This window comes from Bacteroidales bacterium (genome assembly GCA_031275285.1).
GTDB lineage: Bacteria > Bacteroidota > Bacteroidia > Bacteroidales > UBA4181 > JAIRLS01.
The window spans coordinates 14,383-38,285 of the sequence record JAISOY010000029.1; the positions used below are offsets into that span (position 1 = coordinate 14,383).

Genomic DNA, 23,903 nt, shown 5'->3' on the forward strand with positions numbered 1-23,903 from the left:
GAAATGAATGAGTTGACCATAGGCACTTTTAAGCTGATGATACGAAATGCCAGTCTCCGTATCAAGGAAAGGGAAAGTGAATTCTCCGAACTGGATGCGGTGATTGGCGACGGCGACCATGGTACCGCTATGGTTGCCGCTATGAATGCGATCGTCGAAGCGGCTGAAAAGGGAACAGAATTTAAAACCATGTTGAACGACATGGGATTCAACGTCATGATGCAGACCAGCGGATCTACCAGTACATTGCTGGGCGCTTTCCTGTTAGGAATGAGCGATCATAGTGCCGGAACATCATTGGATGCGGGGGCTGTGAAAGAGATGTTTGCCGGAGGATTGAAAAATATTCAGACCCAAACGCAGGCGAAGAAGGGCGATAAGACGATGATGGATGCCCTGATCCCGGCCGTAGAAGCGATGCAGGAGACACAATCGGAAGATATCGCCCGGATCATCGATGCGGGAGCAAAAGCCGCTCAAACCGGCGCCGGGTCGACCATAGCTCTGAAAGCCAATTTCGGACGCGCACGTAATTACGGAGAACGTTCCATTGGTTTTGCCGATTCCGGGGCGACCTCATGGGCTTGTATGTTCAGCGCATTTGCAGAAGCAGTTAATAATTGAGAATTGATAATTGAGAATGGAAAATTATTTCCTTACGCTTGTGAGCCTGGATAGCGCGCGTTTGTAACGCGTGCAGTATGTTTGAATAGCACGCGTTACAAACGCGCGCCAGCTCTCTGTAAAAGATGAATCATATATGAGGGTTTAATTTTGAACAATTACATATAAATAATAATTTTAAACTTTAACAGATAATTATACAATGGCAGATTTAGATGATATCAGGGAAGGCAATAAATTCGGATTGGGTATTGGAGTAAAAGGTCAGACCTTTCATGTAAAAGGCGCCGATAATCTTCCCTGGGGAATGAAAGACCGGTTATCAAGGATTTTTAACGTCCATAGCGGCAGGACCGTCATGCTGGCTTTCGATCACGGCTTTATCATGGGCCCCACTTCCGGTGTGGAAAGGATCGACCTGACGATACTCCCTTTAATGGAATATGCAGATTGTTTGATGTGTTCGAGAGGTATCCTGCAGACTTCAGTACCGGCCAATATCAACAAACCGGTATGTCTGCGTTCGGATGCCGGAACGACCGTTCTCACGGAATTGAACGACAATGTGATCATCGATATTGAAGACGCTATCCGGATGAATGTCTCGGCTATGGCGATCATGCTGGCTATCGGCGATCCGGCAACAGAAGCAAAAACCGTTGCCAATCTGTATAAACTGGCTGATATGGGTGCTAAGTACAATATCCCTGTAATGGGTGTGACGGCTGTTGGAAAGGATATGGCCCGTGATGCACGTTATTTCGGGCTGGCATCCAGGGTCTGTGCCGAGAATGGCGCCAATATCGTAAAAACATATTATTGTGACGGCTTTGAAAATGTAGTGGCAGCCTGTCCCGTTCCAATCGTTATAGCAGGCGGAAAGAAACTGCCGGAAAAGGAAGCCCTGGAACTTTGCTATAAAGCCATTAATGAGGGCGCTGCCGGTGTGGATATGGGACGTAATGTTTTCCAGTCTGAAAATCCGGTCGCCATGATCCAGGCTGTAAAAGGCGTGGTACATGATAACCTTCCGGTAGATCAGGCTTTTGAGATGTTCAAAGACCTATCGGCGGAGAAATAAGTAAACCGGAAACTAACTCAAAAGCAGAAAAACCCAAACTCGATTATTTTAGGTAGCCTATTCCTGTTTTCCGGAATAGGTTATCTTTTTTTCGGAAATTCCCTATTCATCCTGATATCTCGGTTTTTATATCGAACTGGCTACTCCGGACATGTCTTTTGACGGGTAATACGGGAGTTTATTTTTGAAAATATGGTTTTGAGCCAATTATTCGCAATATTGCGAATAATTGGCTCAAAACCATTAATGATTCTTTGATCCTGTACCAGATTACACGATGCAACTATTTTTCCATATCCGGCTATTCCACTTTCACCATGACACCCTCGCTATGTGCATTGAATTCCGGAGCATACATACACTGAAAAGTCGTGATTCCGTTTGAGAACTGTCCGGCATGTGTTACGCGCAGTTCATATTCGAATACATATGATCCTTTTCTCAGGTAGGAGATGAAGAAATTGGTCGAAGCATCTTTGATGCTTTCATAATACCACAAACCATCCTGGTAACGATAACCCGAGATGCTTTTTACAGGTTCAAGAGCTGCCGCCCGCATGTCTTTCAGGTGGATATATTCATAGTCGCGGTCAGCACGTAGTTCCATCCGTACTGTTACGATATCGCCTATCTTCAGCACATTTTGTTCGTTTAACGGTAACAACTCAGCACCTCGTTCAGTGATTCGTTTCAGGAACAGTTGCTTGTTCATTTTCAGACTGGTTTCCGCATTGGTGATTTTATCCAGTTGCTCAAAGTATTGCCAGTACATACTTCCCCATGCAATGCCGCTCTCATTAGAATTGTTTACCTCGAGGGAAGCCATATTCTTTTGGATGTCATTTCCGTTCCATGAGGTTTTTACATAGCCTGTTCCGGGATCGGGGCTGATGTCTTCACGGGCAACGGAGGAGAGCGGTTTGCCGCCTATCTTTATATCCAGTATCCGGCTTTCGTCCAACAGGTTATTGCCTGTCATCAACAATACATAACAGGCTTCGGCAGTAGCTTTGGTCGTTCGCCAGTTATTGGTTTGTTTGTTGCGCAACAACCATATTTTCATTTCTTCGACCGATTTTTGGTCACTGGCCACTTCATTAAATGCTTCTATCAGCATAGTCTGTGTTTCGACAGGTGCCTGGTGCCAGAAATATCCGGCTTTGTTGTCTTTCCAGTACATACCCATTTCTTCCGATTGCAGGGCGCGTTCCTTCAACGAACGGATGATGGTACCGGCTGTTTTCTTGTCCCCATAACGGTTCAGGACCAGGGCGGCCATTGCCTGGCTATAGAGATTGAAATTCGTCCAGTATCTGGCTGACTGGTCGAGATAAAAATCAAAAGCCCTGCGTTGTACTTCATTTGTCGGTCTGTATTCGCTGAAACTACATGCGTACAAATGATGGAGCTGGGTAGGGGTGATGTGTTGTTTTCCCGGATCTATATTATTTATTTTCATCAATGCCTCATAATCATCCTTGATGCGATCATCCAGGTAAGTAAGTCCCAGGCTGATAATGCTTCCGGTATTTCCTGCAAATTCTTCATCCAATGCATTGAGTTTTTTCAGGTGTTCTATACCGGCAATAATATGCTGAGTGATGAACCGGCTGGCAGGCAATCCGTCAAACCATGGGAATCCGCCGTCATTTAACTGCATTTTCTGTAGTTTACTGAAAGCGCGTTGCTGCTCGTTGCCCATCCGGTTGAGATCAAACAGTAACCCGATCTGTTTTTTGCGTTCGGTTTCACTGGTAGCCTGGGCAGCCCAGGGTGTTTCTTCCAGCATCACCTGTTTGAGTTCCTGGTTCTTTTCAAGGTTAGACAGGAGTGCCTCTTTATTTTCGGGTAATGCCCGCCATAAATCAAATATTTGTTTGATACGAGGTGAACTGTTGGTGATGGTAGCTGCCAGTGAATTGGCATAGAAACGTGTGAATACCTGTTCGGCACATTCGTAGGGATATTCCATCATGTAGGGCATGGCCTGCACTGCATACCATGCCGGGTTTGAGGTGAATTCAAGTATTAACCGGTGGTGACGAAGGGTATTCGATTGTTTTTCTTTTAGCCGGTTGAAGGTGAATTCCTTTTGTGTACCGCCGCGTACGCTGAAAGGCATGCTTTCAGTCACCAGCATGGAATTGGTGAGTACCGGAATGGTTTTTTCCTCTCCGTCGGTATGATTACCAGCCTGTGCGGTTATTTGATAAGTGATGGCCTGTATACCAGCAGGAATGGACAGTATCCACTTCAAACCTGTACTTTCTCCTGCTTTTACTCTGAAATCCTGTGTTTGTTGCGAGCGGATAACCTGTGCATCCACAGGCTGCATATTAGTAGCATCATACAGGCGTAGCATGGTTTGTCCGGTGAGCTCATCCCCGGTGATATTATTTACCTTGGCACTGAATTCGATCACATCGCTTCCGCGGAAGAAACGCGGTGCATTGGCGCTGATAGCTACTTGTTTCTGTGTGATGAGTTCATTGCTGATGTTGCCGACCTTAAAGTCTTTGGTATGTGCAAATCCCAGCATTTTCCAGCGGGTCAATGCTTCGGGGATTGTAAATTCAATAGTTATTTCGCCGTTTTCATCGGTGCGCAATTGCGGGTAGAAAAATGCCGTTTCGTTGAAATTCTGGCGGGTAGTGATTTCGGTTATTTCTTTATTGTCAGCCGGACCGATGCCCCTCACATAATATTCCTCAAGATTTTCTCTCAACCCATTCTCCTGAAAAGAGATCATTCCGGCAACCCTTCCGCCCAGGAGTGAAGAAATGCCGGGCGATGGTGTCTGAAGATCGTTGGATTGAATGCTGCCTACAACCGATTCCTTTCTTGCTTTTCCGAATGCTACAACCACCACCTCTTCCAAAACAGGGGTAATTTGAGGAAATGATGGCTGGAAGGTTTTTGCCATGATGTTCTTTTTATAAAGATAAGCTGAATGATTTGAAGATGAAGATGTCGGTATTCGCCAGTTGCGTGTACTGTAGAAGGATCGTTGCCGGTGGAAACGGTCAATATTGGCCCAGGAATGCGGCGATAATGCATTCAGGGAAGCGTCATAGAGGGTTGCGACCATTTCGGCTGTCTCTTTTTCGCCTAGTTTATCCCTGACTGTTAGTGTCCATTTTTCTTTTTCCCCCGGTTCCAACTGTTTCCGGAAGGAAGTGAACCTGACATCCAGTTGCTTATTGGAAAAAGGAACATGAATGATTGTCGGTCGCATATATAAACGTTGGTTTTGTGTCATCAGGAAGTTTACGGTAAATCCTCCACGGTATTCTTCTTTTATAGGAATGGTAATTCGTTCAGGATTTGTTCCTACGATCAGGTCTTTTTGTTCTATAACTGTGGTTCCCAATAAAATCTCGTAATAAACAAAAGATCTCTTATTACCGCCGGCTACCAGGAATTCTACATTTTCCCCCGGTTCTCCTTTGTTTTTAACGACGGTTAGCCAGTCTGTCATATTGGTGATGGACATGTTTCCTTTATTGGGAGATCCTGTCAATTGAATGAATTTCTGCTCTTCAACTTCTATTCCATCGGCATTACGGGCTTTTATATCCAGCTTGTACCATCCTGCATCAGCTGTTTTAAGATCGGAAAGCCGGATGTATTTATCTTGTCCTGTATGGAGCTTTTGGCTGTTCAGTTGCCGGACGACGGAATATTTTTCAGGATTGCTCTCATCATCGTACATATCGAGTGGAAAATATTTTTCAAATTCAATGCGGGAAAGGGAAAAGGTATCCGGTTCAGACCACAGGCGATTACGTAATATTTTAGAAGGGCCTTTCAGCGCAGATAACGTAATGGAAACATCAGCCGGAGTATGATCGCCGTTCAGATTGGTCGTAATTATTTCGAAATCGAGCGAATCGCGGTGGATTATTTTTTCCGGGATCTTTGCCTCTATCAGTAAGGGCTTTTTACTGATTTTCACCACTTGTGTCGCACTGCGGGTTTCACCGTTCACATCGGTTATGTCGGCAGTGATGGAATAGTTATAAATTAAATCGTCATTTCGGATGTCGTCGGCCTCAGCTTTAAAAGTGATCATGAACGAACCATCACTTCCGGTAACGGTAGTTCCCACGGCAATCTCACGTTGCGGAGTGCTTACCGGCGGTACCCACCACCATCTTTCACGGGGTTGTTCGTTGCGTACCACACGATAAGTCAATCGGGCATGGTCTACGGAATATCCGGACAATGTCCTGGCCTTTCCGCTCACATGCACGGAATCATTCAACCGGTAGTTCCCCTTAAGCGTGTCGTAGGCCACTTCGAAAGTCGGGCGTTTGTATTCTTCTACACGTATGGAAGTAGAAATGTCACGCTCTTCGATTTTGCACACCAGAGACATGGATCCGTTGAGAATACCCTGCGGGATGGTAAAACTGCCCTGTACCGTACCGAATTCACCGGTGGTCAGTTTTTGTGATGCGATTATTTTCCTGTTGACATCCTTGAACTCAATGACAAGAGGGAAATCAGTGACCAGTTGTTGCTGGTCAAAGCACATCGCTTTATAATATACCGTCTGTCCGGGCCGGTATATCGACCGGTCGGTAAAGAAAACCACCTGGCGCACCGGAGTCTGGACGGGTGGATAATATCTGGTCCCGTCGTAAAAAAGGAACCGTTCGTTTCCGTGTGAAGCGGTCATTTTAGTATATGCGGATCTATCGTGCTCCTGGAGAATATTTGTTATTCCATGTATATCTGTGGTGTAACTGCCGGCAAATGTATTGGTCTTGTCATCCCATCCGTAATAGTAGTCGATCTTTCCATTCTTAATGGGTTCACCTGTTTTGCTGTCGGTGAGGCGTACCTGTATTATTTGCGGGTTATTTTTTGGTTCTTGTCCACCAGATGTTTCGCTGTTACCGGAAGTTATTGACACGCTTAACGTAGAAACCTGACACAATATACCTGTTGTCAGGTTGCCGTCATGCTTTTTGAATCCCTTTTGGGGTAATTCTGAGATATCGGAGGCAAAAATAGCATATATGCCACGGGGAAGATCGTTAATTTTGATTTCAGAGGAATATTGTTGATAATCAGGCTGCGACGGTAATTCAATCACCTGAGTCCTGTAAAACGTAGATTGTTCCGGATCGAACTCGGACAATCCCTGTTTGTGGTATTTGACAGCAGCTTCATCAGTCAACCGATAGATATAAAGATGTAATTTGCTTATGTTCCGGTAAGAAACGTAAGCCAGGATAGGATTGCCGGGATACTGTGAATAATTTAACCTCAGGATCAACGAAGGGTTCCTGATCTCATCCTGCAGTTCTTTTGCGTTTTTCACCAGCAAAGTATCGCCTGAAGTAATCATCTGTTGGCAAAGTTCGTAGGCATTACGGTATTTCGGACGCAGGCTGTTGTCTTTTTTATTACGCCAATTGCCTGCCTGCTTTCTATACAATGTCGCCAGTGCGTACATAGGGATATGTTTTTCCGTATATGCTTCGTATTGGTGAATTAATGACTTAAGAGCTTCCTCATACATGGACTCTCCATCAGCATATTGTCCGTGGGCTTGTATATACCGCAACCGTTCAATATCGATATTGGCAAATGCATAACGGTTATCGGCATTGTCGGGTTGTTGCAGACGGAACCGTAATAGTTTCTGGTATAGTGAAATGACCTGATATTCGACCGACAATATATCCGTCTTCGGAATGTCGAATTCCGAAAAAGTACGTGCATCAGCAAAATACGCAGGATGGTTGATCAGGAACATTTGTTGTGGAGAAGCTGCAGGTATGTCACGATTGTATGATTGTATGATCTTAAAAACCAGCAGATCATATAATGTGGGAAGTGTCAGTATTTGTTCTTTCCTGTTAGGAGTATATATTACTCCTAATACGTCTTTGACTACAGCATTGTAATCATTGGTAGATGTTTTTTGTAATATTTTTTCGTTTTGTATGGACAGCCGGTTATATTTCCTTATTTCTTCGAATAATCTGTCTATTCCCCATGTATTAATATCATCACTGACAGTCATATTAGCTGTCCGCTGCCTGATATTCCAATGATTCTGCCGGTAATACTGCCTGTATACATCAGCCATGAGTGAGTAAACAATCGATCTGGCCGGTTGAGGCAGCCGTATTTCATCTTGTCTCAGGGAATCGAGTAATGAGATGGGTATATTTTCCTGGATCTGTTTCTGATAACCCATCCGGTAGATAATGGACTTAATTACCTGTCCGTACTCTTTTTCACTCAGTGCCAGTTGATATGTTTTCTGCGTTTCGATCAAGGCAGATTGTGGTAATCTTTTTTTCGCTAACTCTTCAATATTTTCCCATTGAGCCTGGTAATCCGTCTTGTCGTTTGATTGGGCCATTGCCGGGAAACAACATACAATAGCTGCAAATAATGTGATGAATGTACGTGTCATAATCAGATTTATTTATTTGTGAAAAAACGTTTCTTTTATGGAAGATGCATAAAGGAGTAAAATTCCATAAAAGCAGATATTTTTTTCGAAAATAATTTTTATAGGACTGAAAATAATATCATTAACCTGTTTTTAGATGTTGTATTCTTATAAAAGTTCAAAGTTCAATATTCCGAATTTAAAATCAGAAAACTAAAAAGTTCATCATTTATCGTTCAAAGTTTTCAGATGTTTGTCAGCATTTTCCATTTTCCATTCTCAATTCTCCATTCTCCATTCTCCATTCTATAAGTTATTGGGCAAAAAAGATGTAAGTAATACTTCCCTGTTGTTTGTTCGGTGCAGAAGATGAATTATTGAAACGGGAACGTTCAGCATCCCGCTTTGCCGCTTCGGTCAGGCACGGGTCCTGTGAATCCGACTTGGATTTATTGATCTCTGCAGACAGTACATAGCCTTTCCTGTTTACGACTATGTCCACTACGATTTTTCCATGTCCCAGGCATTTGTATGCCGGGATAGGCATGGATATATGCCTGCGGTCGCTCAGGTCGTAAGATACGGTTGTCGGGCCTTGATATACCGTACGTTCGCCCATTTCATTCTCCGGATATTTTTCATCATAGATCCGGGCTTCTTCTTCTAGAAGTTCCTGTTCCTGCTGTGCTATTTCCTCAGGAGTATATGGATCCGGAGGATCGGTAATGTTCATTTCATTTTTGATATCCCGGACCATTTTATCGATATTTTCTATCGCACGGTTTTCAGCTACATTTACAGGAATATTGCGGACATTGTATTCCTGGTTCAATGTTTGTACAAGCTCCTGGACACTTTCTTCCTGCCGGGTTTCTTCCGTCGGGTCTTCCGGAAGTTCCTGGATCAGGGACATATCGAGCATGATCGAGTAATCCCGTTGGGCATTGGTCCGGATCTTGAGAACCAGGATCATGCTGATGATGAACAAATGTAAGGCAATGGTCGTTAAAATGCCGATATAGTGTTCTTCCAGCCAGAAGAGCATTTTTTCGAATCCCTGTATGATCTTGTGAATGATCTCTTTTACAATATGCATGCGTCTGTTTCGACCTTATCAGGTTAAAGTGCAAAGATACGTCGTAAGATTGGTACAAAAAAAATACCATTGTATCTTAAAGGAATAACACCATTTTGCAAAGATATGATTACTTTCATTTAAATTACCGTATTTTTGTTGTCGTTTTTATATTCCTATCCGTCAGTTTGCCTTGTTATTCGTTGATGTCATATTACCTTTAGCCCTTCCTCGCTTTTTTACTTATGCTGTTCCCAATGAACTGGACGGACTGGTGAAAAAAGGGATCAGGGTGATCGTACCCTTTGGAACCCGTAAATTCTACTCAGGGATTGTGCATGAAGTACATGAACGCGTCCCGGAACAGTATTCCGTAAAGGAACTGGTATCGGTGCTGGACGAACATCCTGTGGTGAACGATATCCAGTTGTCATTCTGGCAATGGATTGCATCCTATTACATGTGTAACATGGGGGATGTCATGAAAGCAGCTATTCCGTCCGGGCTAAAACTGGAAAGTGAAACCCGGATATATTTTAATCCGGATTATGTGCAGTGTGATGAACTGACAGAACGGGAAGAAGAGATATTGGATATCGTATACCGGAAAAAAAACCTTCCCGTAAGTGAAATTGCTGTTCTGTATAAGCGGAAAGACTTAATGCGCATTGTACAGTCCCTGGTCGATAAGGAAGCTCTTTGGGTAGAAGAGGCCATTAATCATCGGTACAAGCCAAAACTGGAAACATATATTCATTTACATCCTGAGATAGACAGTGAAGAAAAACTGAGGACTGCTTTTGATTCATTGGAAAGAGCCCCCAGGCAATTAGACTTGCTGATGGAGTATATCAGCTTGTCGGGGGCATTTTCTGTCCGGGAAGAAAGGCCCGTTCCGAAGAAGGAACTGATCCGCACGGCGAACAGCCAGGGTGATGCTCTTAATAGTCTGGTAAAAAAGAAAATACTTGAAAGTTATCCGGTGGAGGTTTCCCGGTTGAAACAAGATGAAGGGGAGCTACATGCCATGCCTGAACTGACGCAACATCAGCAGAAAGCAATAGAGGAGATCCGGACCTTTTTCTCCAAACGGGAAACCGTATTACTGCATGGTGTTACATCAGGGGGAAAAACCGAGATATATATCCACCTGATCAGGGAGCAGCTACAACAGGGTAAACAGGTGCTGTATCTGTTGCCGGAAATTGCACTGACAGCACAGATCATAGACCGGTTAAAAAATATTTTCGGTAACCAGGTGGGTGTATACCATTCAAAATTCTCTGATGCAGAACGGGTGGAAGTCTGGAACAGTATCCGTAAAGCTGACGGTTATCGCATCATATTAAGTGTCAGGTCCGGTATCTTTCTTCCTTTTGATAAGCTGGGACTGATTATCATTGATGAAGAACATGAGAATACTTACAAGCAATATGACCCGGCGCCCCGTTACCATGCACGTGATGCGGCGGTTGTACTGGCATCCATGCATGGGTCAAATGTAATTCTGGGATCCGCAACACCGGGTGTCGAGAGTTATCACAATACTTTGGATGGAAAATACCGGTTGGTGGAACTGACACAACGTTATGCCGGCATTGCTTTGCCGGAAATGATCATTGCCGACACCTCACTGGCGCGTAAAGCAAAAAAAATGCAGTCGCATTTCCATCCGGATTTGCTGGAGGCCATTGATCACACCTTGAAAGCAGGAAAACAGGTGATCCTTTTCCAGAACAGGCGTGGATTTGCTCCTTATGTACAATGCCGGGTTTGCGAATATATCCCTCGTTGTGAACATTGTGATGTCAGCCTTACCTATCATAAATTTTCTGACCGGCTGGTATGTCATTATTGCGGATACAGTACGGAAAATCTTCACCAATGCCCCGAATGCGGAAGCCTGGACATCGCTACCGTAGGTTTTGGGACCGAAAAGATCGAAGATGAGATACAGATTTTTTTTCCTCATGCCCATATTTCCCGGTTGGACATGGATACCTCCCGTTCCAGGAATAAATATGAAAAAATCATTACGGATTTTGAGTGTGGAAAAACAGATATATTGATCGGGACACAAATGATTTCCAAAGGGTTGAACTTTGAAAAAGTGCATCTGGTGGGGATACTGAACGCAGATAATATGCTTAATTTTCCCGATTTCCGCGCTTTTGAACGGAGTTTTCAATTGATGGTACAGGTGAGCGGCCGTGCAGGAAGATTTGGAGAGAGGGGGAAAGTCATCATACAGACATCTTTTCCGAAACATATAATTTTGCAACAGGTAAGGGATCATAATTATTCGGAAATGTTCCGTGCACAACTTGAAGACCGTAAAACTTTCTGCTATCCTCCCTTCTATCGATTGATCAGGATTACCTTAAAGCACAAGAACAAAGAAGTTGTTCATCATGCTGCAATGGATACTGCGGCTTATTTAAAACAAACATTCGGGCACCGTGTCCTGGGTCCGGAGGTGCCGATCATTGCACGTATACAAAATAACTACATAGAAAATATCCTGTTGAAGATTGAGAAACAAGCCTCGTTGCCGAAAGTAAAATCAATTCTTTCCGGCGTTATCAATACCCTGAAAATACTTCCGGCGTATAAATCTCTACAAACAGTAATCGATGTTGACCCGGTATAAGGTCATTATGCTTTGTGAATGATTTCTTCGAACTGCTTTATTTCCCTGCTAAAATCCAGTCCCGGATTCTGCCGGCAGATTTGTCTGATCTTTTCAAGGTTTTTTTCTGCAAATACTATATTCTCAGTTGTTTTATGTATGAATCTATGACCGGCAGCTTTAATGATTTCGTCCACTTCCTTCATTATGATGAGGGTATGGTCTGCCATATAGGTGTTACAGAAGTACTCCCAAATATAATCGATGGCCGTATTATTCGGGTGAATCATATCTTCTCCGTAAAACCGGTAATCCCTTAGGTCGTCCATCATGATCTCATAAGCAGGGAAATAACCGGTATGGGGGAAATCCCTGTTCAATTTTTCGATGGATAACAACAGCGTAGCCTTACTCAATTGATTTTCATGCGCACCGTCCCGCAAATGTCTCACCGGGCTGACTGTGAAAATAATCCTGGCATCCGGATTAAATACCTGCAATTGCTGCATGGAAGACGCCCATGTCCGGTATATTTCATCAGCGTCTGTTTTAATACGTTCAAATTCTGATGCCGGATATTTATGGCAATTAGCAACGATCTTCCCATTAGATTTAAGTCGATATGCCCATGCAGTTCCAAATGTCACCAGTATCCATGTCGATTTCTTTAATTGATCATGTCCTTGTCGCAAGGCCTCATTGATTTGTTTCAGACTGATGGCTATATCCGGATGGGAAAAACTTCCATGGTGGTCGAAGCTGGTCCATAGGTGATGATGATGTAATAATTCGTCAGTGGTGTATTCCTTTGCTTGTATCATTCTTTCTATGGATGCTGCCAAAGGAAAGGGATGAAATACAATTCCAAAAGGATTCAGTACTATGTCGAATTTATTTTGCTGTAATTTTGATCCTATATGTTCGGCAAAACAGGAACCGGCCATCATGATCGATGAATGATATCCTATTTTTTCATGCGATAACTGCTTTTTTATAGTTGTTCTGAATGTTCCCATTTTTATATACGTTCATGATCCATTGAATGATGTGTTGAAAAACCGCTTCATTTTCAGCATCGCTGAGCAATTCATGCTTCATGCCCTTCCAAAGTTTGAAGCTTGTGTATGCTCCTGCATTATTCGCAAATGCCTGGCTGGCCTGGCAGGATACCAACGGATCATCTTCCCCGTGCATTAATAGCAAAGGTATGTTTAATCGATGTTTTAGCTTCAGGATGATCTCACCGTTTTTCCACAGATCGGTGAATAATTTGATGGATATTTTTTTGTGCAGTAGGGGATCGGTTTTCGTACTTTTCTGTACTTCACTGCTTGATAATTGATCCCGTTTTATGCCTGTTTTTACTGTTAACGACGGAAATATTGAAGATCCCGCTCTTGCAAGATTTACCAGCATTGGTGATGGTGGACGGACCAGTTTCAGCCAGGGTGATGATGCGATAATTCCCTGTACTTTAACTCCCTGGGTTAAAGCGTAATTTAATGCGATGTGTGCGCCCATGCTATGGCCATATAAAATGATCACTGCATGTGGACAAGCCTTATTGATTTTTTTTACTACAATTCTCGTATCTGTCATCAATTGATGGAGAGACGCATGTCCTCTTTTGCCGGAAGAACGACCATGTCCTCTCAGGTCAAATCCGACAAATCCAATGGATTGTGCTACGAATCTTTCGGCCCAATGTTCGTAACATCCGCTATATTCTCCAATTCCGTGTACCATGATAACAACAAGATCAGTATCGTGATCGGGGAGCCATTGTTTTACATACAGCCTTATCTTTTTGCTATTCAGGTAATATTCTTTAACGCGCATTCAGTTTCATGAAAAAAGACCCAAAAATACAAATTCCTTAATTCAAAACATATAAAAAATGAACCATCATTTTATATTGCCTTGAAATGAACAGTGATCATTATATCCCGGACATATATCCACAACTTTTTAGTAAATTTATGCTCCGGAACATAACATTACAAATTCCTTGCCTGTTTTAGTGTATATATTTACGTGGCTAAGCTTTAGTATGTGTTTATTTATCAGAAATGCGTTATATTTGCGGAATAAATCAATTATATTGGTCAATTGTTATCATTTTATTTTGCGTAAAATAGATTTAACATATCATATCTTGCTAATTGCCCTTCTTTGTTTAAGTGGGATTTCTTCGGCTCAAACACAAATCAGGGATGTGATCAATAAATATGCGAAAGTTACGGTAATCAACAATAATGTGGTTACGGTAAATAATGCTTCTGCTTTTAATGAACATGATACCGTGCTTCTGATACAGATGACCGGTGTTACCCAGGATGGTAATTACGTTTATAAAGCAGGTAAATATGAACTCCATATTGTGGGTGGAAAAAGTGGCAATAATATCACCTTATTGACCAGTCCAAATTTTGATCCTATGACAGAACTGGTACAACTCGTTCGTGTTCCGTCATATAAAAATGCACAGGTTACGGGGCGGTTGACCTGTGATCCTTGGGATGGTGCTACCGGGGGCATTGTCGCACTCATGGTAGACCAGACACTAACGATTAATGCCGATATTGACGCATCCGGATCGGGCTTTCTGGGTGGAAAGAAAAATACATCCGTTTCAGCAATTTGTCCCGTGACCAGTCAGGATAATTACGCTGATTTAGGTGCCGATGCTCAGAGTGGCGGGTACAAAGGTCAGGGTAGCATGTTGTATAATCTCTATACTGCTACGCCGAGAGGAAAATTGCAAGCGTATAGCGGTGGTGGCGGCGGGAATGGTCGGTATGCCGGCGGCGGCGGTGGTGGAAATGGTGGAAATGGTGGAAATGGCGGTTTTTCTATTTGTTCCGGGAGTAATCTTCTTTTGGGTGAAGGCGGAAAGGCTGCTTTTTATGGATCTTCCGAATGGAGAGACCGGATTTTCTTAGGTGGTGGCGGCGGATCCGGAACAGGTAATAATACACCCGGCGGAAATGGCGGTGGTTTGGTTTTCATTGTTGCCAGGGAAATCGAATTTGGAAATGGAGCCAAAATATCTGCCAATGGGGGAAGTGTGGATGAAATCACTGGTGATGGTGGTGCAGGTGGTGGTGGTGCTGGCGGTACCATTGTTCTTTATACAGACGATTATCAGGGGTTAAGCGTTGAAGCAAGAGGTGGTAATGGCGGAAGAACCCGGAATGATTATTGTAATGAATATCCACCGCTTACGGGATCTTACGGAACCGGTGGCGGTGGCGGCGGCGGCGTGCTCTATGTAAAACATGACCCCGGTGAATTTGAAAGCAGATTCGGTACATCTGTTATACTTACTCCTGGTGATGCCGGAAAGCTATTTGATGATGACTGTCCCAATGTAGCTTTAGGAGGTTTTTCAGGGGTTATCCAGGGGAATTTTGGGCTGCAGCTGAGGGGGTTTTTGTATAACTTTATTATCACCAATGATACCACCCTATGTTATGGAGAACAGAAATTGATCAAAGCTTCACAGCCGGAAGGCGGAACATTCGGATATACTTATTTATGGGAAAAAAGTACCAGTAGAACAGGCCCCTGGGTCCCGGCAGACGGTGCGAATAACGGAATGACCTATACCACTCCGTCTCTTACCGGAGATATTTTTTTCAGGAGAATGGTATCCACTACCCAGAATATAGAAGGGGTAACAATACCTGTAACAGACTATAGCCTGCCTGTGGAAATAATCGTGATCCCGGAGATCATCAATACATTGATTAACGAAGATTCCATAGCCTGTGCCGATGTGGTATCTGTTCTTATTGAAGGGACAGCTGCTACGGGAGGTGGAGGCACCTTCTCTTATCAATGGGAAAAAAGCACCAACGGAACGGACTGGGCGGATATCGATTATGCCGACGAATTAGATTATACGGCACCTGTACAACCCGGAAAACAATACTTCAGAAGGGAGGCTTCTTCTTTAAATTGTATTCAAAAAAGTAATCAGGTCGAAGTAACTATTTTATCGTTTATTGCTGAAAATACAATTCTTTCTGATCAGGAATTATGTGAAACACAAACAGCTGAAACACTTACAAGTCCGGCCTTATCAGGAGGCGATGGGATTTATCGTTTCAACTGGCAGATCAGCCAGGATAATGAAAGCTGGGATGACCTGGCAGTCAGTGACGAAACCTATAAGCCGGATTTAAAGTACATCGGAAATCGTTATTATCGGAGAATTGTAAGTTCCGGAAGATTGGATTGTTGTATGGATACGAGCCGTTCCGTGGTGGTCCGGTTTGATGCATCTCCCTCTCCGGCAATAATCAGTGAACCCAGGCAGGAGTTGCATTTCAAATTTAATACATTACTTGAAGCATTCCCTATTCAGGTAGGAACGGGTATGTGGAGCATCGTTGAAGGAGAAATGGATTTTTCTGATCCCGGACGTATTTCTACTCAGGTAACAGGTCTTTCGATGGGAATGAATAAGGCTATGTGGACCGTTTCTAACGGAGCCTGTCCTTCCGTTTCAGATGAAGTAACTATTGAGGTGCTGGATGTGGAAGTACCTTCCGGCTTTTCACCTAACGGTGACAATATTAATGATTGTTTTGGCGTTCGGGGAGCTGAAAACGCTGAAAGTAGCGAGTTGATCATCTTTAATCGTTATAATAAAGTAGTATATAAGACAAATACGGTTGATACCCAAAAATATTGGTATCCGTGTCTATGGGATGGCAGGAACTCTTCGGGGAAAGAGCTTCCTTCCGATACCTATTATTATCAATTGACTCTTAATGGGGACAAGGTATACAAAGGATATGTCATACTTAAAAGGTAAATGGTTCATTTTGTTCTGCCTGTTGCTGTGTGGCTTCACTTGCCGGGCACAGAACAATCCTGTGTATAGCCAGTACCTGTTCAATGGACTGGCCATAAACCCGGCTTATGCCGGTAGTCGGGAGGTATTGAATCTGGCCGCTTTGTACCGTACCCAGTGGATGAATATCGATGGCGCACCGAGAACCCAGACATTATCCGGTGATTTTCCTTTAAGGAATCCTCAGGTAGCGCTCGGGCTGCTCGTATTCAATGATAAGATCAGCATATATCGTAAAACAGGGGTGTTTGCTACTTATGCTTTCCGTGTAAAAATGAATGAAGGTAAATTATCCTTCGGATTACAGGCCGGATTTGAACAAATGAGGGAAGAACAGGATAAAGTACATGTGATCGAACCGGGAGATCCTATGTTTGACGGGGAAATACACCGGTTATTCATGCCTAACGTCGGAATAGGAACCTATTATTATACATCCCGTTACTTTGCCGGGTTATCTATTCCGAAGCTTCTGGTGTATAGTCCGCATAAAGCCGATGCTTACAAGGGGAAATTATCATTCAATAATGTGATGTTGTATGGTGGTATGGTCTTTCCCATCAGTACTAATTTGAAAATCAGGCCTTCCACATTATTGCATTATGAGCAGAAAAGTATTTTGTTCGATTTGAACTGTAATGTGATCCTTTTACCGGAAGAAACGCTGGAAGTTGGGTTATCATACCGGAATTCCAATGTTATGGTGGCCATGGCGCAAGTACGGATCAATCCGCAACTTTGTATCGGATATACTTATGACCATGCTTTCGGAAAAGCAAGTATCACAAAAGGTTCACATGAGATCATGCTGCGGTATGAATTCCGGTATCGTGTAAATGCTGAAAATCCTTTGTATCTGAAATAGATGGATTGTATAAAAAATATATTGTTTCTGTTTTGTACCATCCTTGTTCAGGGTGTATGGGCACAATCATACGAGGTAACCCCTCTTTCCATCAATACGTCCTATGCCGATGAAGTAGCCGCTGTTCCTGTTGGTAACGATTTGATTTATTGCTCCAACCGGAACCAGAACGTGTTGATTAGCCGGACTGATAAACATAATGAGTATTTATTTCATTTATATATTGTTCACCGGACCGATAGTTCAAAATGGAGTGCACCTCAGATTTTATATAAAGATCTGGTTCCTCATGCTCATCAAGGCCCGGGTTCCATCAGTGCGGACGGAAATACATTATATTTTACGGTCAATAGCAAAAGCGGGAACGGAATATTTATCACACAAAGGGAAGGTAACAGCTGGGTGAATGTTCGGCCCTTTGTACATAATCATCCCGATTATAAAATGGCACATCCGTCATTGAGCAGGGATGGCCTGCGATTATTTTTCGCATCGGATATGCCGGGAGGATTAGGGGGCTTTGATATCTATTATTGTGACTGGACACCTACCGGATGGGGTTCTCCCAAAAATCTGGGCCCGGATGTCAATACTCCGGATGATGAGCTTTATCCGTTCATCCAGGCAAATGGGATTTTATATTTTTCTTCACGTGGACATCAATCTATGGGCGGGTTGGATATTTTTTCAGTGCGGGAGTTAAATGACCAGTGGGGGATGCGTCAGCAGCTGGAGGCACCGGTTAATTCTGAAAGTGATGATTTCGCTTATTCGGCATCCGATGAAGATGGCCTTGATGGTTATTTTTCCAGTAATCGTAATGGAAAAACCATAGATATCTTTTCTTTCCGGTCTCTTTTCCCCGTATTCTACGAATGTAATAAACAGGAAGAAAATGATTATACCTATGAGTTTTTTGATGAGAGGGCTATTTCTCTGGATACTACTACCTTTTATTATGAATGGGATCTAGGGGATGGTACCGTTAAAAAAGGTGAAATAGTGGAGCATACCTATTTGTCTCCGGGAACATACACCGTTCAGTTAAATATTAAGGATTCCCTGACCGGAGAATTCGAAAACCGAGCTGCAGATTATCTGATGGAAGTACTGGATATAGAACAACCCTATATTACGACAAATAACTCAGTGAAGGCCGGAGAACCATTATTGCTGGATGCTTCTAAAACTTACCTTCCTGAAATAGAGATCGATGAATACTATTGGATACTTGGTGATGGCAACCAGACGAAAGGTGAGCACATAACGCATACATACACTGCTCCGGGAACTTATCAGATACGGCTTGGCATAACAGGTATCCATAAGACGACCGGAGAGAAAGTGAAATTATGTTCGTACCGGGAAATTATGGTTACCGGGCAATAATCAATAGATTTTTCTGGCATTAACTGTTGTTCGTAAAATATTACGGATATGTTTTGGTATGTGTTTTATAGACAATGACTTGTTTTTTTTTGAAATCACTTTTTTTAATAGACTTTGAATGCTCCTATAGATCTCTGTCTTGTAGAAGTACTTTTGTACATAGCTGTTCCGGATACGTTTTTTAGGAGATGGTTCATGATACTAAAAATCAGGAATACCGGAGAAAAAAATCATGTAAATAGTTTTGTTTCGTAGTCCTTTTTTTGTTCTTTTGTATTTTGGTGTAGGATTTTTGTGAATAAACAATTTGTATGTTCAATTGTTTGTAAGAAGATCACAGATTAGAAGAATAAAATGGAAAAGGAGTTGCAGCGTTTTTTTATCAATATGTTGGTATTGTTAATCCTGATTATTTCGGTTTCACAATTGCTTTTTTCCGTGTTTTTTGAAACATATGATTTCCCGGGACGTATATTATGTATCGGTTTTATCTGGCTGGTGACATGTGTTTCTTATTATTGGCTGATGAAAACCGTGGTAAAGCATCCAAAGTCATTCAACAGGATTTTTATGTTGCAAACCAGTCTTAAACTTTTTTTGTATTTGATTAGTATTGTAGTTTATCTGTTGTTATTTAAGGGATATGCTTTACAATTTGTAGCTCTTTTTTTGGTTACCTATCTGATATTCGCCATATTTGAAGTAGTATCCATTCTTAAATTTGTAAAAAAGGACACCGGAACTGTTTCCGGCGGCACTAAAACGTCAAATAAAAATTCGTGATGACACGTCAAACGATATTTGTAACATGCTTCCTGTCTTTCTTTTTGTTCTCTTTTACAGTGAACGCGGCCGGGCATGAAGAAGAAAAATTCAATCCGGGAACATTCATCCTCGATCATATCGGAGATGCCTATGAATGGCATATATTAACCGTCGGTGACCATCATGTTTCCGTACCTCTTCCTGTGATCCTTTATAGCGGGCAATCCGGATTTCATCTGTTTATGTCTACTAAATTTCACCATGGACACGATGCCTATAAAGGATTCAGCATTGCTGCCGATGGTGCCCATAAGGGAAAAATAGTAGAACAACAGTCGGATGGTACCATGGCCCGTCCTTTATTGGATCTATCCATTACCAAGAATGTATTTGCCATGTTCGTGAGTATTGCCCTTATATTGTGGATATTTTTGTCTGTAGCAAAGCAATACAAACGTAATCCGGATAGGGCGCCTAAGGGACTGCAATCCTTGATGGAGCCGCTTATCCTTTTTGTACGTGATGATATTGCCCGTCCGGCCATCGGTTATAAATACGAACGATTCATGCCGTATCTGTTGACCTTGTTCTTTTTTATCCTGATCAATAACCTGATGGGGTTGATCCCTATCTTTCCATTTGGGGCCAATGTAACCGGTAATATTGCTATTACCATGGTGTTGGCGCTGCTTACCTTTCTCATCACGCTGGGCAGTTCCAATAAGAATTATTGGATACATATAGTAAATACTCCCGGAGTTCCATGGTGGCTGAAATTCCCGATACCCCTGATGCCATTCATAGAATTTGTCGGAATGCTGACCAAGCCGTTTGTATTGATGATTCGTTTGTTTGCCAATATAACTGCCGGGCATATCATCGCTATCGGTTTCTTTAGCTTGATCTTTATATTCGGAGCTATGAAACCGTTAATGGGATATGGTGTTTCCGTAATTTCTGTGGCCTTCACTATTTTTATGACGGTACTGGAATTATTGGTGGCATTCATTCAGGCGTATGTTTTTACCTTACTTTCCGCACTGTATTTTGGTGGGGCGGTAGAGGATATTCATCATTAAAAATCATTTAATAACCAAATATATATTATTATGTTACTTTCAATTATTTTGCAAGCAGTGGCTAATACAGCTTTAGCTAAGTTCGGAGCAGCTCTTGGAGCAGGTATTGCAGCTGTTGCAGCAGGTGTAGGTATTGGACGTATCGGTGGTTCGGCAATGGAAGCAATTGCTCGTCAACCCGAATCATCCGGTGACATCCGTTCCAATATGATCGTTGCTGCGGCGCTGATCGAAGGGGTTGCCTTCTTCGCTATTGTATTGTGCTTGCTGATCCTTTTTGTATAAAAGGCTGATCTTTTAACCCGGTCTTCTCGTGCGGTTGGCCGGAAGCCGGGTTTTTACCATTTGAAATCAAAATATATAAAAATATAAAGTCATGCAATTAGTTTCACCCGATATTGGATTGGTATTCTGGATGTTGGTTTCATTTCTGATTGTGCTTTTTTTATTGAAAAAATTTGCATGGAAGCCGATTTTGAACATGCTTCACCGGCGTGAAGATTCTATCGAACAGGCATTGAAAGCTGCCGATCGCGCCAGGGAGGACATGGAGAAGATGAAGGCCGATAATGAAAAAATCCTGGATGAAGCCCGTATGGAACGGGAAAAAATATTCAGGGAGGCTCAGGAAATGAAAGAAAAAATTGTCTCTGAAGCCCGGGATTCTGCTAGAAAAGAGCAGGAACGTATCATGGAAGAGACCCGTACATCCATTCAGTCGGAAAAGAGTGCAGCTCTCAAGGAGATCAGGGAACTGACGGCCGATCTATCCGTACAGATTGCTGAAAAACTGCTTCGTCATGAATTGAGTAATGATGGAAAGCAAAAAGAATTACTGGATAAATTAACCGGGGAATTACCGTTGAATTAGTCCGGATAATCCGATAATGAAGTGATGTATGAATAACAGTATTGTTTCAAATCGTTATGCCAAAGCCATGTTTATGGTGGGAGTAGACCATAAATGCCTGGAAGAATTAAGGGCGGATATGGCGCTTTTATCCGTAACTATCAAAGATAATCCGATGTTTGTTCAGTTGTTGGATAGTCCGGTGATCAAACCCGGACAGAAACTTCGGGTAATGGGCGAGTTATTACAAAAGAGGGTCCATCCGTTGACACTTAATTTTATCAATATCCTCATTAAAAATAAACGTGAGATAATGTTGTCTGATATTGCACGGGAGTTTGCAGGATTGTATGAAAAACATAAAGGGATCAAACAGGCACATATCATTTCATCGTCTGTTTTCGACGAAGTAGCGAAAGAGAATTTGCGAAAGCAGTTGAATGTGATGTATGATGCTGATATACAGCTTACATCGGAAGTGAATCCTGAGTTGATCGGTGGATTTATTCTCCGGGTCGATGATCAGCAATATGATGCCAGCATCGCATCAAGCCTTAAAAGGATGAAAAAACGATTGATCTCATCTTAGTGAGCGGAAGCAATATTTATAAGATGCAAGAAGTCAAAATTGAAAATAAAAATATAAAACAGCCATGATCAATATAAAGCCGGCAGAAGTATCGGAAGTTTTAAAAAAACAAATAGAAGGATTTAAAACAGATGTTGAATTAGAAGAAGTCGGTACTGTATTACAAATAAGTGACGGAATTGCCCGTATTTACGGTCTCTTGAATGTCCAGGCGAATGAAATGATCGAGTTCCAGAGTGGAATGAAAGGGATTGTGATGAACCTGGAAGAAGACAATGTCGGAGCCGTACTTTTGGGGCCTTCCAGTCAAATACAGGAGGGTGACAGTGTTAAGAGGCTTAATATGATAGCTTCAATCCCCGTAGGTGAGGGATTGTTGGGTCGCGTTGTTAATACGATCGGTGAACCGATGGATGGGAAAGGTGCCATTCCGGGTGATTTGCTGGAAATGCCATTGGAACGGAAAGCTCCCGGAGTTATTTATCGTCAGCCTGTAAGAGAACCTTTACAAACAGGAATGAAAGCTATTGATGCCATGATTCCGATTGGCCGGGGACAACGGGAGTTGATCATTGGTGACCGCCAGACAGGCAAAACAGCCATAGCGATAGATACCATTCTTAACCAGAAGGAATTCTATGAAAAAGGAGAACCTGTGTATTGTATTTATGTAGCTGTAGGGCAGAAAGGTTCTACTATTGCCACTCTATATCAGACACTCGAAGAGCAGGGCGCTTTGCCTTATACGACTATTGTTGCGGCAACGGCTTCAGCTCCTGCTGCTTTACAATATTACGCACCCTTTGCCGGTGCGGCAATCGGTGAATATTTCCGTGATACGGGACGTGCAGCATTGGTTATATTTGACGATTTATCCAAGCAAGCGGTAGCTTATCGTGAAGTATCCCTATTGTTACGTCGTCCGCCCGGGCGGGAAGCATATCCGGGTGATGTATTTTACTTGCATTCCCGTCTGTTGGAAAGAGCGGCTAAAATCATTGATTCCGATGAAATCGCATCCCAGATGAACGATCTTCCGGAGAATCTCAGGCCGATAGTGAAGGGAGGAGGTTCCCTGACAGCATTACCGATCATAGAAACACAAGCCGGAGACGTTTCGGCATATATTCCCACCAATGTGATTTCGATTACCGACGGACAGATATTCCTTGAGTCGAACTTGTTTAATGCGGGTATTCGTCCGGCCATCAATGTAGGTATATCGGTTTCCCGCGTGGGAGGTAATGCACAGATCAAGTCCATGAAGAAAGTTGCCGGGACATTAAAACTGGATCAGGCACAGTTCCGGGAACTGGAAGCATTCTCCAAATTCGGATCCGATCTGGATGCAGCGACTATGGCCATCATTGATAAAGGCCGGAAAAATGTGGAATTACTGAAACAGGGATTACATTCTCCTTTACGCGTAGAACAGCAGATTGCTGTTATCTATTGCGGAACAAAAGGGTTGTTGAAAGCAGTTCCCATCGAAAAAGTAAGGGATTTTGAACAAGAATACCTTAAAATGCTGGACGCAGAATATGCGGAAACACTTAAACAATTAGCTGCAGGCGAGTTGAATGATGAGGTCACTAAATCTTTGGATAAGGCGGCAAGATCGGTAGTGTTGCGTTTCATAGATAAAGATGCAGCAGATGAATCGGAAGTAACCGGTTAAATT

Annotated in this window: 16 protein-coding genes; 12 read left to right on the top strand and 4 right to left on the bottom strand. The window is 42.7% G+C overall.

Features of this window, described 5'->3' with window-relative positions; translation table 11 throughout:
* Positions 1–3 precede the first annotated feature (3 nt).
* Together LBQ60_02510 and lsrF are read left to right on the top strand one after the other, a co-directional pair.
* On the top strand, positions 4–624 hold the full coding sequence (locus LBQ60_02510; GenBank protein MDR2036775.1) for a DAK2 domain-containing protein: 621 nt from the start codon (positions 4–6) through the stop codon (positions 622–624).
* A gap of 202 nt (positions 625–826) precedes the next feature.
* Positions 827–1,705 carry a 3-hydroxy-5-phosphonooxypentane-2,4-dione thiolase gene (gene lsrF, locus LBQ60_02515; GenBank protein MDR2036776.1) on the top strand — a complete coding sequence of 293 codons (879 nt, stop codon included), beginning with the start codon at positions 827–829 and terminating at the stop codon, positions 1,703–1,705.
* A 301-nt stretch (positions 1,706–2,006) separates the two neighbouring features.
* Here lsrF and LBQ60_02520 read toward each other — a convergent pair whose 3' ends face one another.
* Complete coding sequence (locus LBQ60_02520; GenBank protein ID MDR2036777.1) at positions 2,007–8,141, bottom strand: hypothetical protein; 6,135 nt, start codon at positions 8,139–8,141, stop codon at positions 2,007–2,009.
* 292 nt (positions 8,142–8,433) lie between these two features.
* The gene (locus LBQ60_02525; protein MDR2036778.1) at positions 8,434–9,216 is read right to left on the bottom strand and encodes a hypothetical protein; all 783 of its coding nucleotides are present in this window, start codon (positions 9,214–9,216) and stop codon (positions 8,434–8,436) included.
* Between the two features lie 172 nt (positions 9,217–9,388).
* Here LBQ60_02525 and priA point away from each other — a divergent pair, with 172 nt between their 5' ends.
* Positions 9,389–11,845, top strand: a complete 2,457-nt coding sequence (gene priA / locus LBQ60_02530; GenBank protein MDR2036779.1) for a primosomal protein N' — start codon at positions 9,389–9,391, stop codon at positions 11,843–11,845.
* A gap of 5 nt (positions 11,846–11,850) precedes the next feature.
* Here priA and LBQ60_02535 read toward each other — a convergent pair whose 3' ends face one another.
* Together LBQ60_02535 and LBQ60_02540 are read right to left on the bottom strand one after the other, a co-directional pair.
* The gene (locus LBQ60_02535) at positions 11,851–12,840 is read right to left on the bottom strand and encodes a GSCFA domain-containing protein (protein ID MDR2036780.1); all 990 of its coding nucleotides are present in this window, start codon (positions 12,838–12,840) and stop codon (positions 11,851–11,853) included.
* Positions 12,797–13,663, bottom strand: a complete 867-nt coding sequence (locus LBQ60_02540) for a lysophospholipase (GenBank protein MDR2036781.1) — start codon at positions 13,661–13,663, stop codon at positions 12,797–12,799. Before LBQ60_02540 ends, LBQ60_02535 begins: the two co-directional genes overlap by 44 nt.
* A gap of 2,635 nt (positions 13,664–16,298) precedes the next feature.
* Here LBQ60_02540 and LBQ60_02545 point away from each other — a divergent pair.
* The 9 genes from LBQ60_02545 to atpA all read left to right on the top strand — a co-directional run bounded on the left by LBQ60_02545 (position 16,299) and on the right by atpA (position 23,900).
* On the top strand, positions 16,299–16,646 hold the full coding sequence (locus LBQ60_02545; protein MDR2036782.1) for a gliding motility-associated C-terminal domain-containing protein: 348 nt from the start codon (positions 16,299–16,301) through the stop codon (positions 16,644–16,646).
* Positions 16,627–17,550, top strand: a complete 924-nt coding sequence (locus tag LBQ60_02550) for a type IX secretion system membrane protein PorP/SprF (GenBank protein ID MDR2036783.1) — start codon at positions 16,627–16,629, stop codon at positions 17,548–17,550. The genes LBQ60_02545 and LBQ60_02550 overlap by 20 nt, the downstream gene beginning before the upstream one ends.
* Positions 17,551–18,939, top strand: a complete 1,389-nt coding sequence (locus LBQ60_02555; GenBank protein MDR2036784.1) for a PKD domain-containing protein — start codon at positions 17,551–17,553, stop codon at positions 18,937–18,939.
* A gap of 354 nt (positions 18,940–19,293) precedes the next feature.
* Complete coding sequence (locus tag LBQ60_02560) at positions 19,294–19,722, top strand: hypothetical protein (GenBank protein MDR2036785.1); 429 nt, start codon at positions 19,294–19,296, stop codon at positions 19,720–19,722.
* On the top strand, positions 19,722–20,783 hold the full coding sequence (gene atpB / locus LBQ60_02565; protein MDR2036786.1) for a F0F1 ATP synthase subunit A: 1,062 nt from the start codon (positions 19,722–19,724) through the stop codon (positions 20,781–20,783). The genes LBQ60_02560 and atpB overlap by 1 nt, the downstream gene beginning before the upstream one ends.
* Before the next feature lie 30 nt (positions 20,784–20,813).
* Positions 20,814–21,068, top strand: a complete 255-nt coding sequence (gene atpE, locus LBQ60_02570; protein ID MDR2036787.1) for an ATP synthase F0 subunit C — start codon at positions 20,814–20,816, stop codon at positions 21,066–21,068.
* Positions 21,069–21,159: 91 nt separating this feature from the next.
* Complete coding sequence (locus tag LBQ60_02575; protein ID MDR2036788.1) at positions 21,160–21,654, top strand: F0F1 ATP synthase subunit B; 495 nt, start codon at positions 21,160–21,162, stop codon at positions 21,652–21,654.
* 28 nt (positions 21,655–21,682) lie between these two features.
* A complete protein-coding gene (gene atpH, locus LBQ60_02580; protein ID MDR2036789.1) occupies positions 21,683–22,222 on the top strand; it encodes an ATP synthase F1 subunit delta in 540 nt (179 codons plus the stop codon).
* Between the two features lie 64 nt (positions 22,223–22,286).
* Entirely contained in the window at positions 22,287–23,900 is a 1,614-nt protein-coding gene (gene atpA / locus LBQ60_02585) for a F0F1 ATP synthase subunit alpha (GenBank protein ID MDR2036790.1), read from the top strand.
* Positions 23,901–23,903 lie beyond the last annotated feature (3 nt).

Excerpts from the sequence above, each read along its gene's own strand:
- LBQ60_02510 (MDR2036775.1), top strand. The coding sequence starts at position 4 with ATGAATGAGTTGACCATAGGCACTTTTAAGCTGATGATACGAAATGCC.
- lsrF (MDR2036776.1), top strand. The coding sequence starts at position 827 with ATGGCAGATTTAGATGATATCAGGGAAGGCAATAAATTCGGATTGGGT.
- LBQ60_02520 (MDR2036777.1), bottom strand. The coding sequence starts at position 8,141 with ATGACACGTACATTCATCACATTATTTGCAGCTATTGTATGTTGTTTC.
- LBQ60_02525 (MDR2036778.1), bottom strand. The coding sequence starts at position 9,216 with ATGCATATTGTAAAAGAGATCATTCACAAGATCATACAGGGATTCGAA.
- LBQ60_02535 (MDR2036780.1), bottom strand. The coding sequence starts at position 12,840 with ATGGGAACATTCAGAACAACTATAAAAAAGCAGTTATCGCATGAAAAA.
- LBQ60_02540 (MDR2036781.1), bottom strand. The coding sequence starts at position 13,663 with ATGCGCGTTAAAGAATATTACCTGAATAGCAAAAAGATAAGGCTGTAT.
- LBQ60_02545 (MDR2036782.1), top strand. The coding sequence starts at position 16,299 with ATGTGGACCGTTTCTAACGGAGCCTGTCCTTCCGTTTCAGATGAAGTA.
- LBQ60_02550 (MDR2036783.1), top strand. The coding sequence starts at position 16,627 with ATGTCATACTTAAAAGGTAAATGGTTCATTTTGTTCTGCCTGTTGCTG.
- LBQ60_02555 (MDR2036784.1), top strand. The coding sequence starts at position 17,551 with ATGGATTGTATAAAAAATATATTGTTTCTGTTTTGTACCATCCTTGTT.
- LBQ60_02560 (MDR2036785.1), top strand. The coding sequence starts at position 19,294 with ATGGAAAAGGAGTTGCAGCGTTTTTTTATCAATATGTTGGTATTGTTA.
- atpB (MDR2036786.1), top strand. The coding sequence starts at position 19,722 with ATGACACGTCAAACGATATTTGTAACATGCTTCCTGTCTTTCTTTTTG.
- atpE (MDR2036787.1), top strand. The coding sequence starts at position 20,814 with ATGTTACTTTCAATTATTTTGCAAGCAGTGGCTAATACAGCTTTAGCT.
- LBQ60_02575 (MDR2036788.1), top strand. The coding sequence starts at position 21,160 with ATGCAATTAGTTTCACCCGATATTGGATTGGTATTCTGGATGTTGGTT.
- atpH (MDR2036789.1), top strand. The coding sequence starts at position 21,683 with ATGAATAACAGTATTGTTTCAAATCGTTATGCCAAAGCCATGTTTATG.
- atpA (MDR2036790.1), top strand. The coding sequence starts at position 22,287 with ATGATCAATATAAAGCCGGCAGAAGTATCGGAAGTTTTAAAAAAACAA.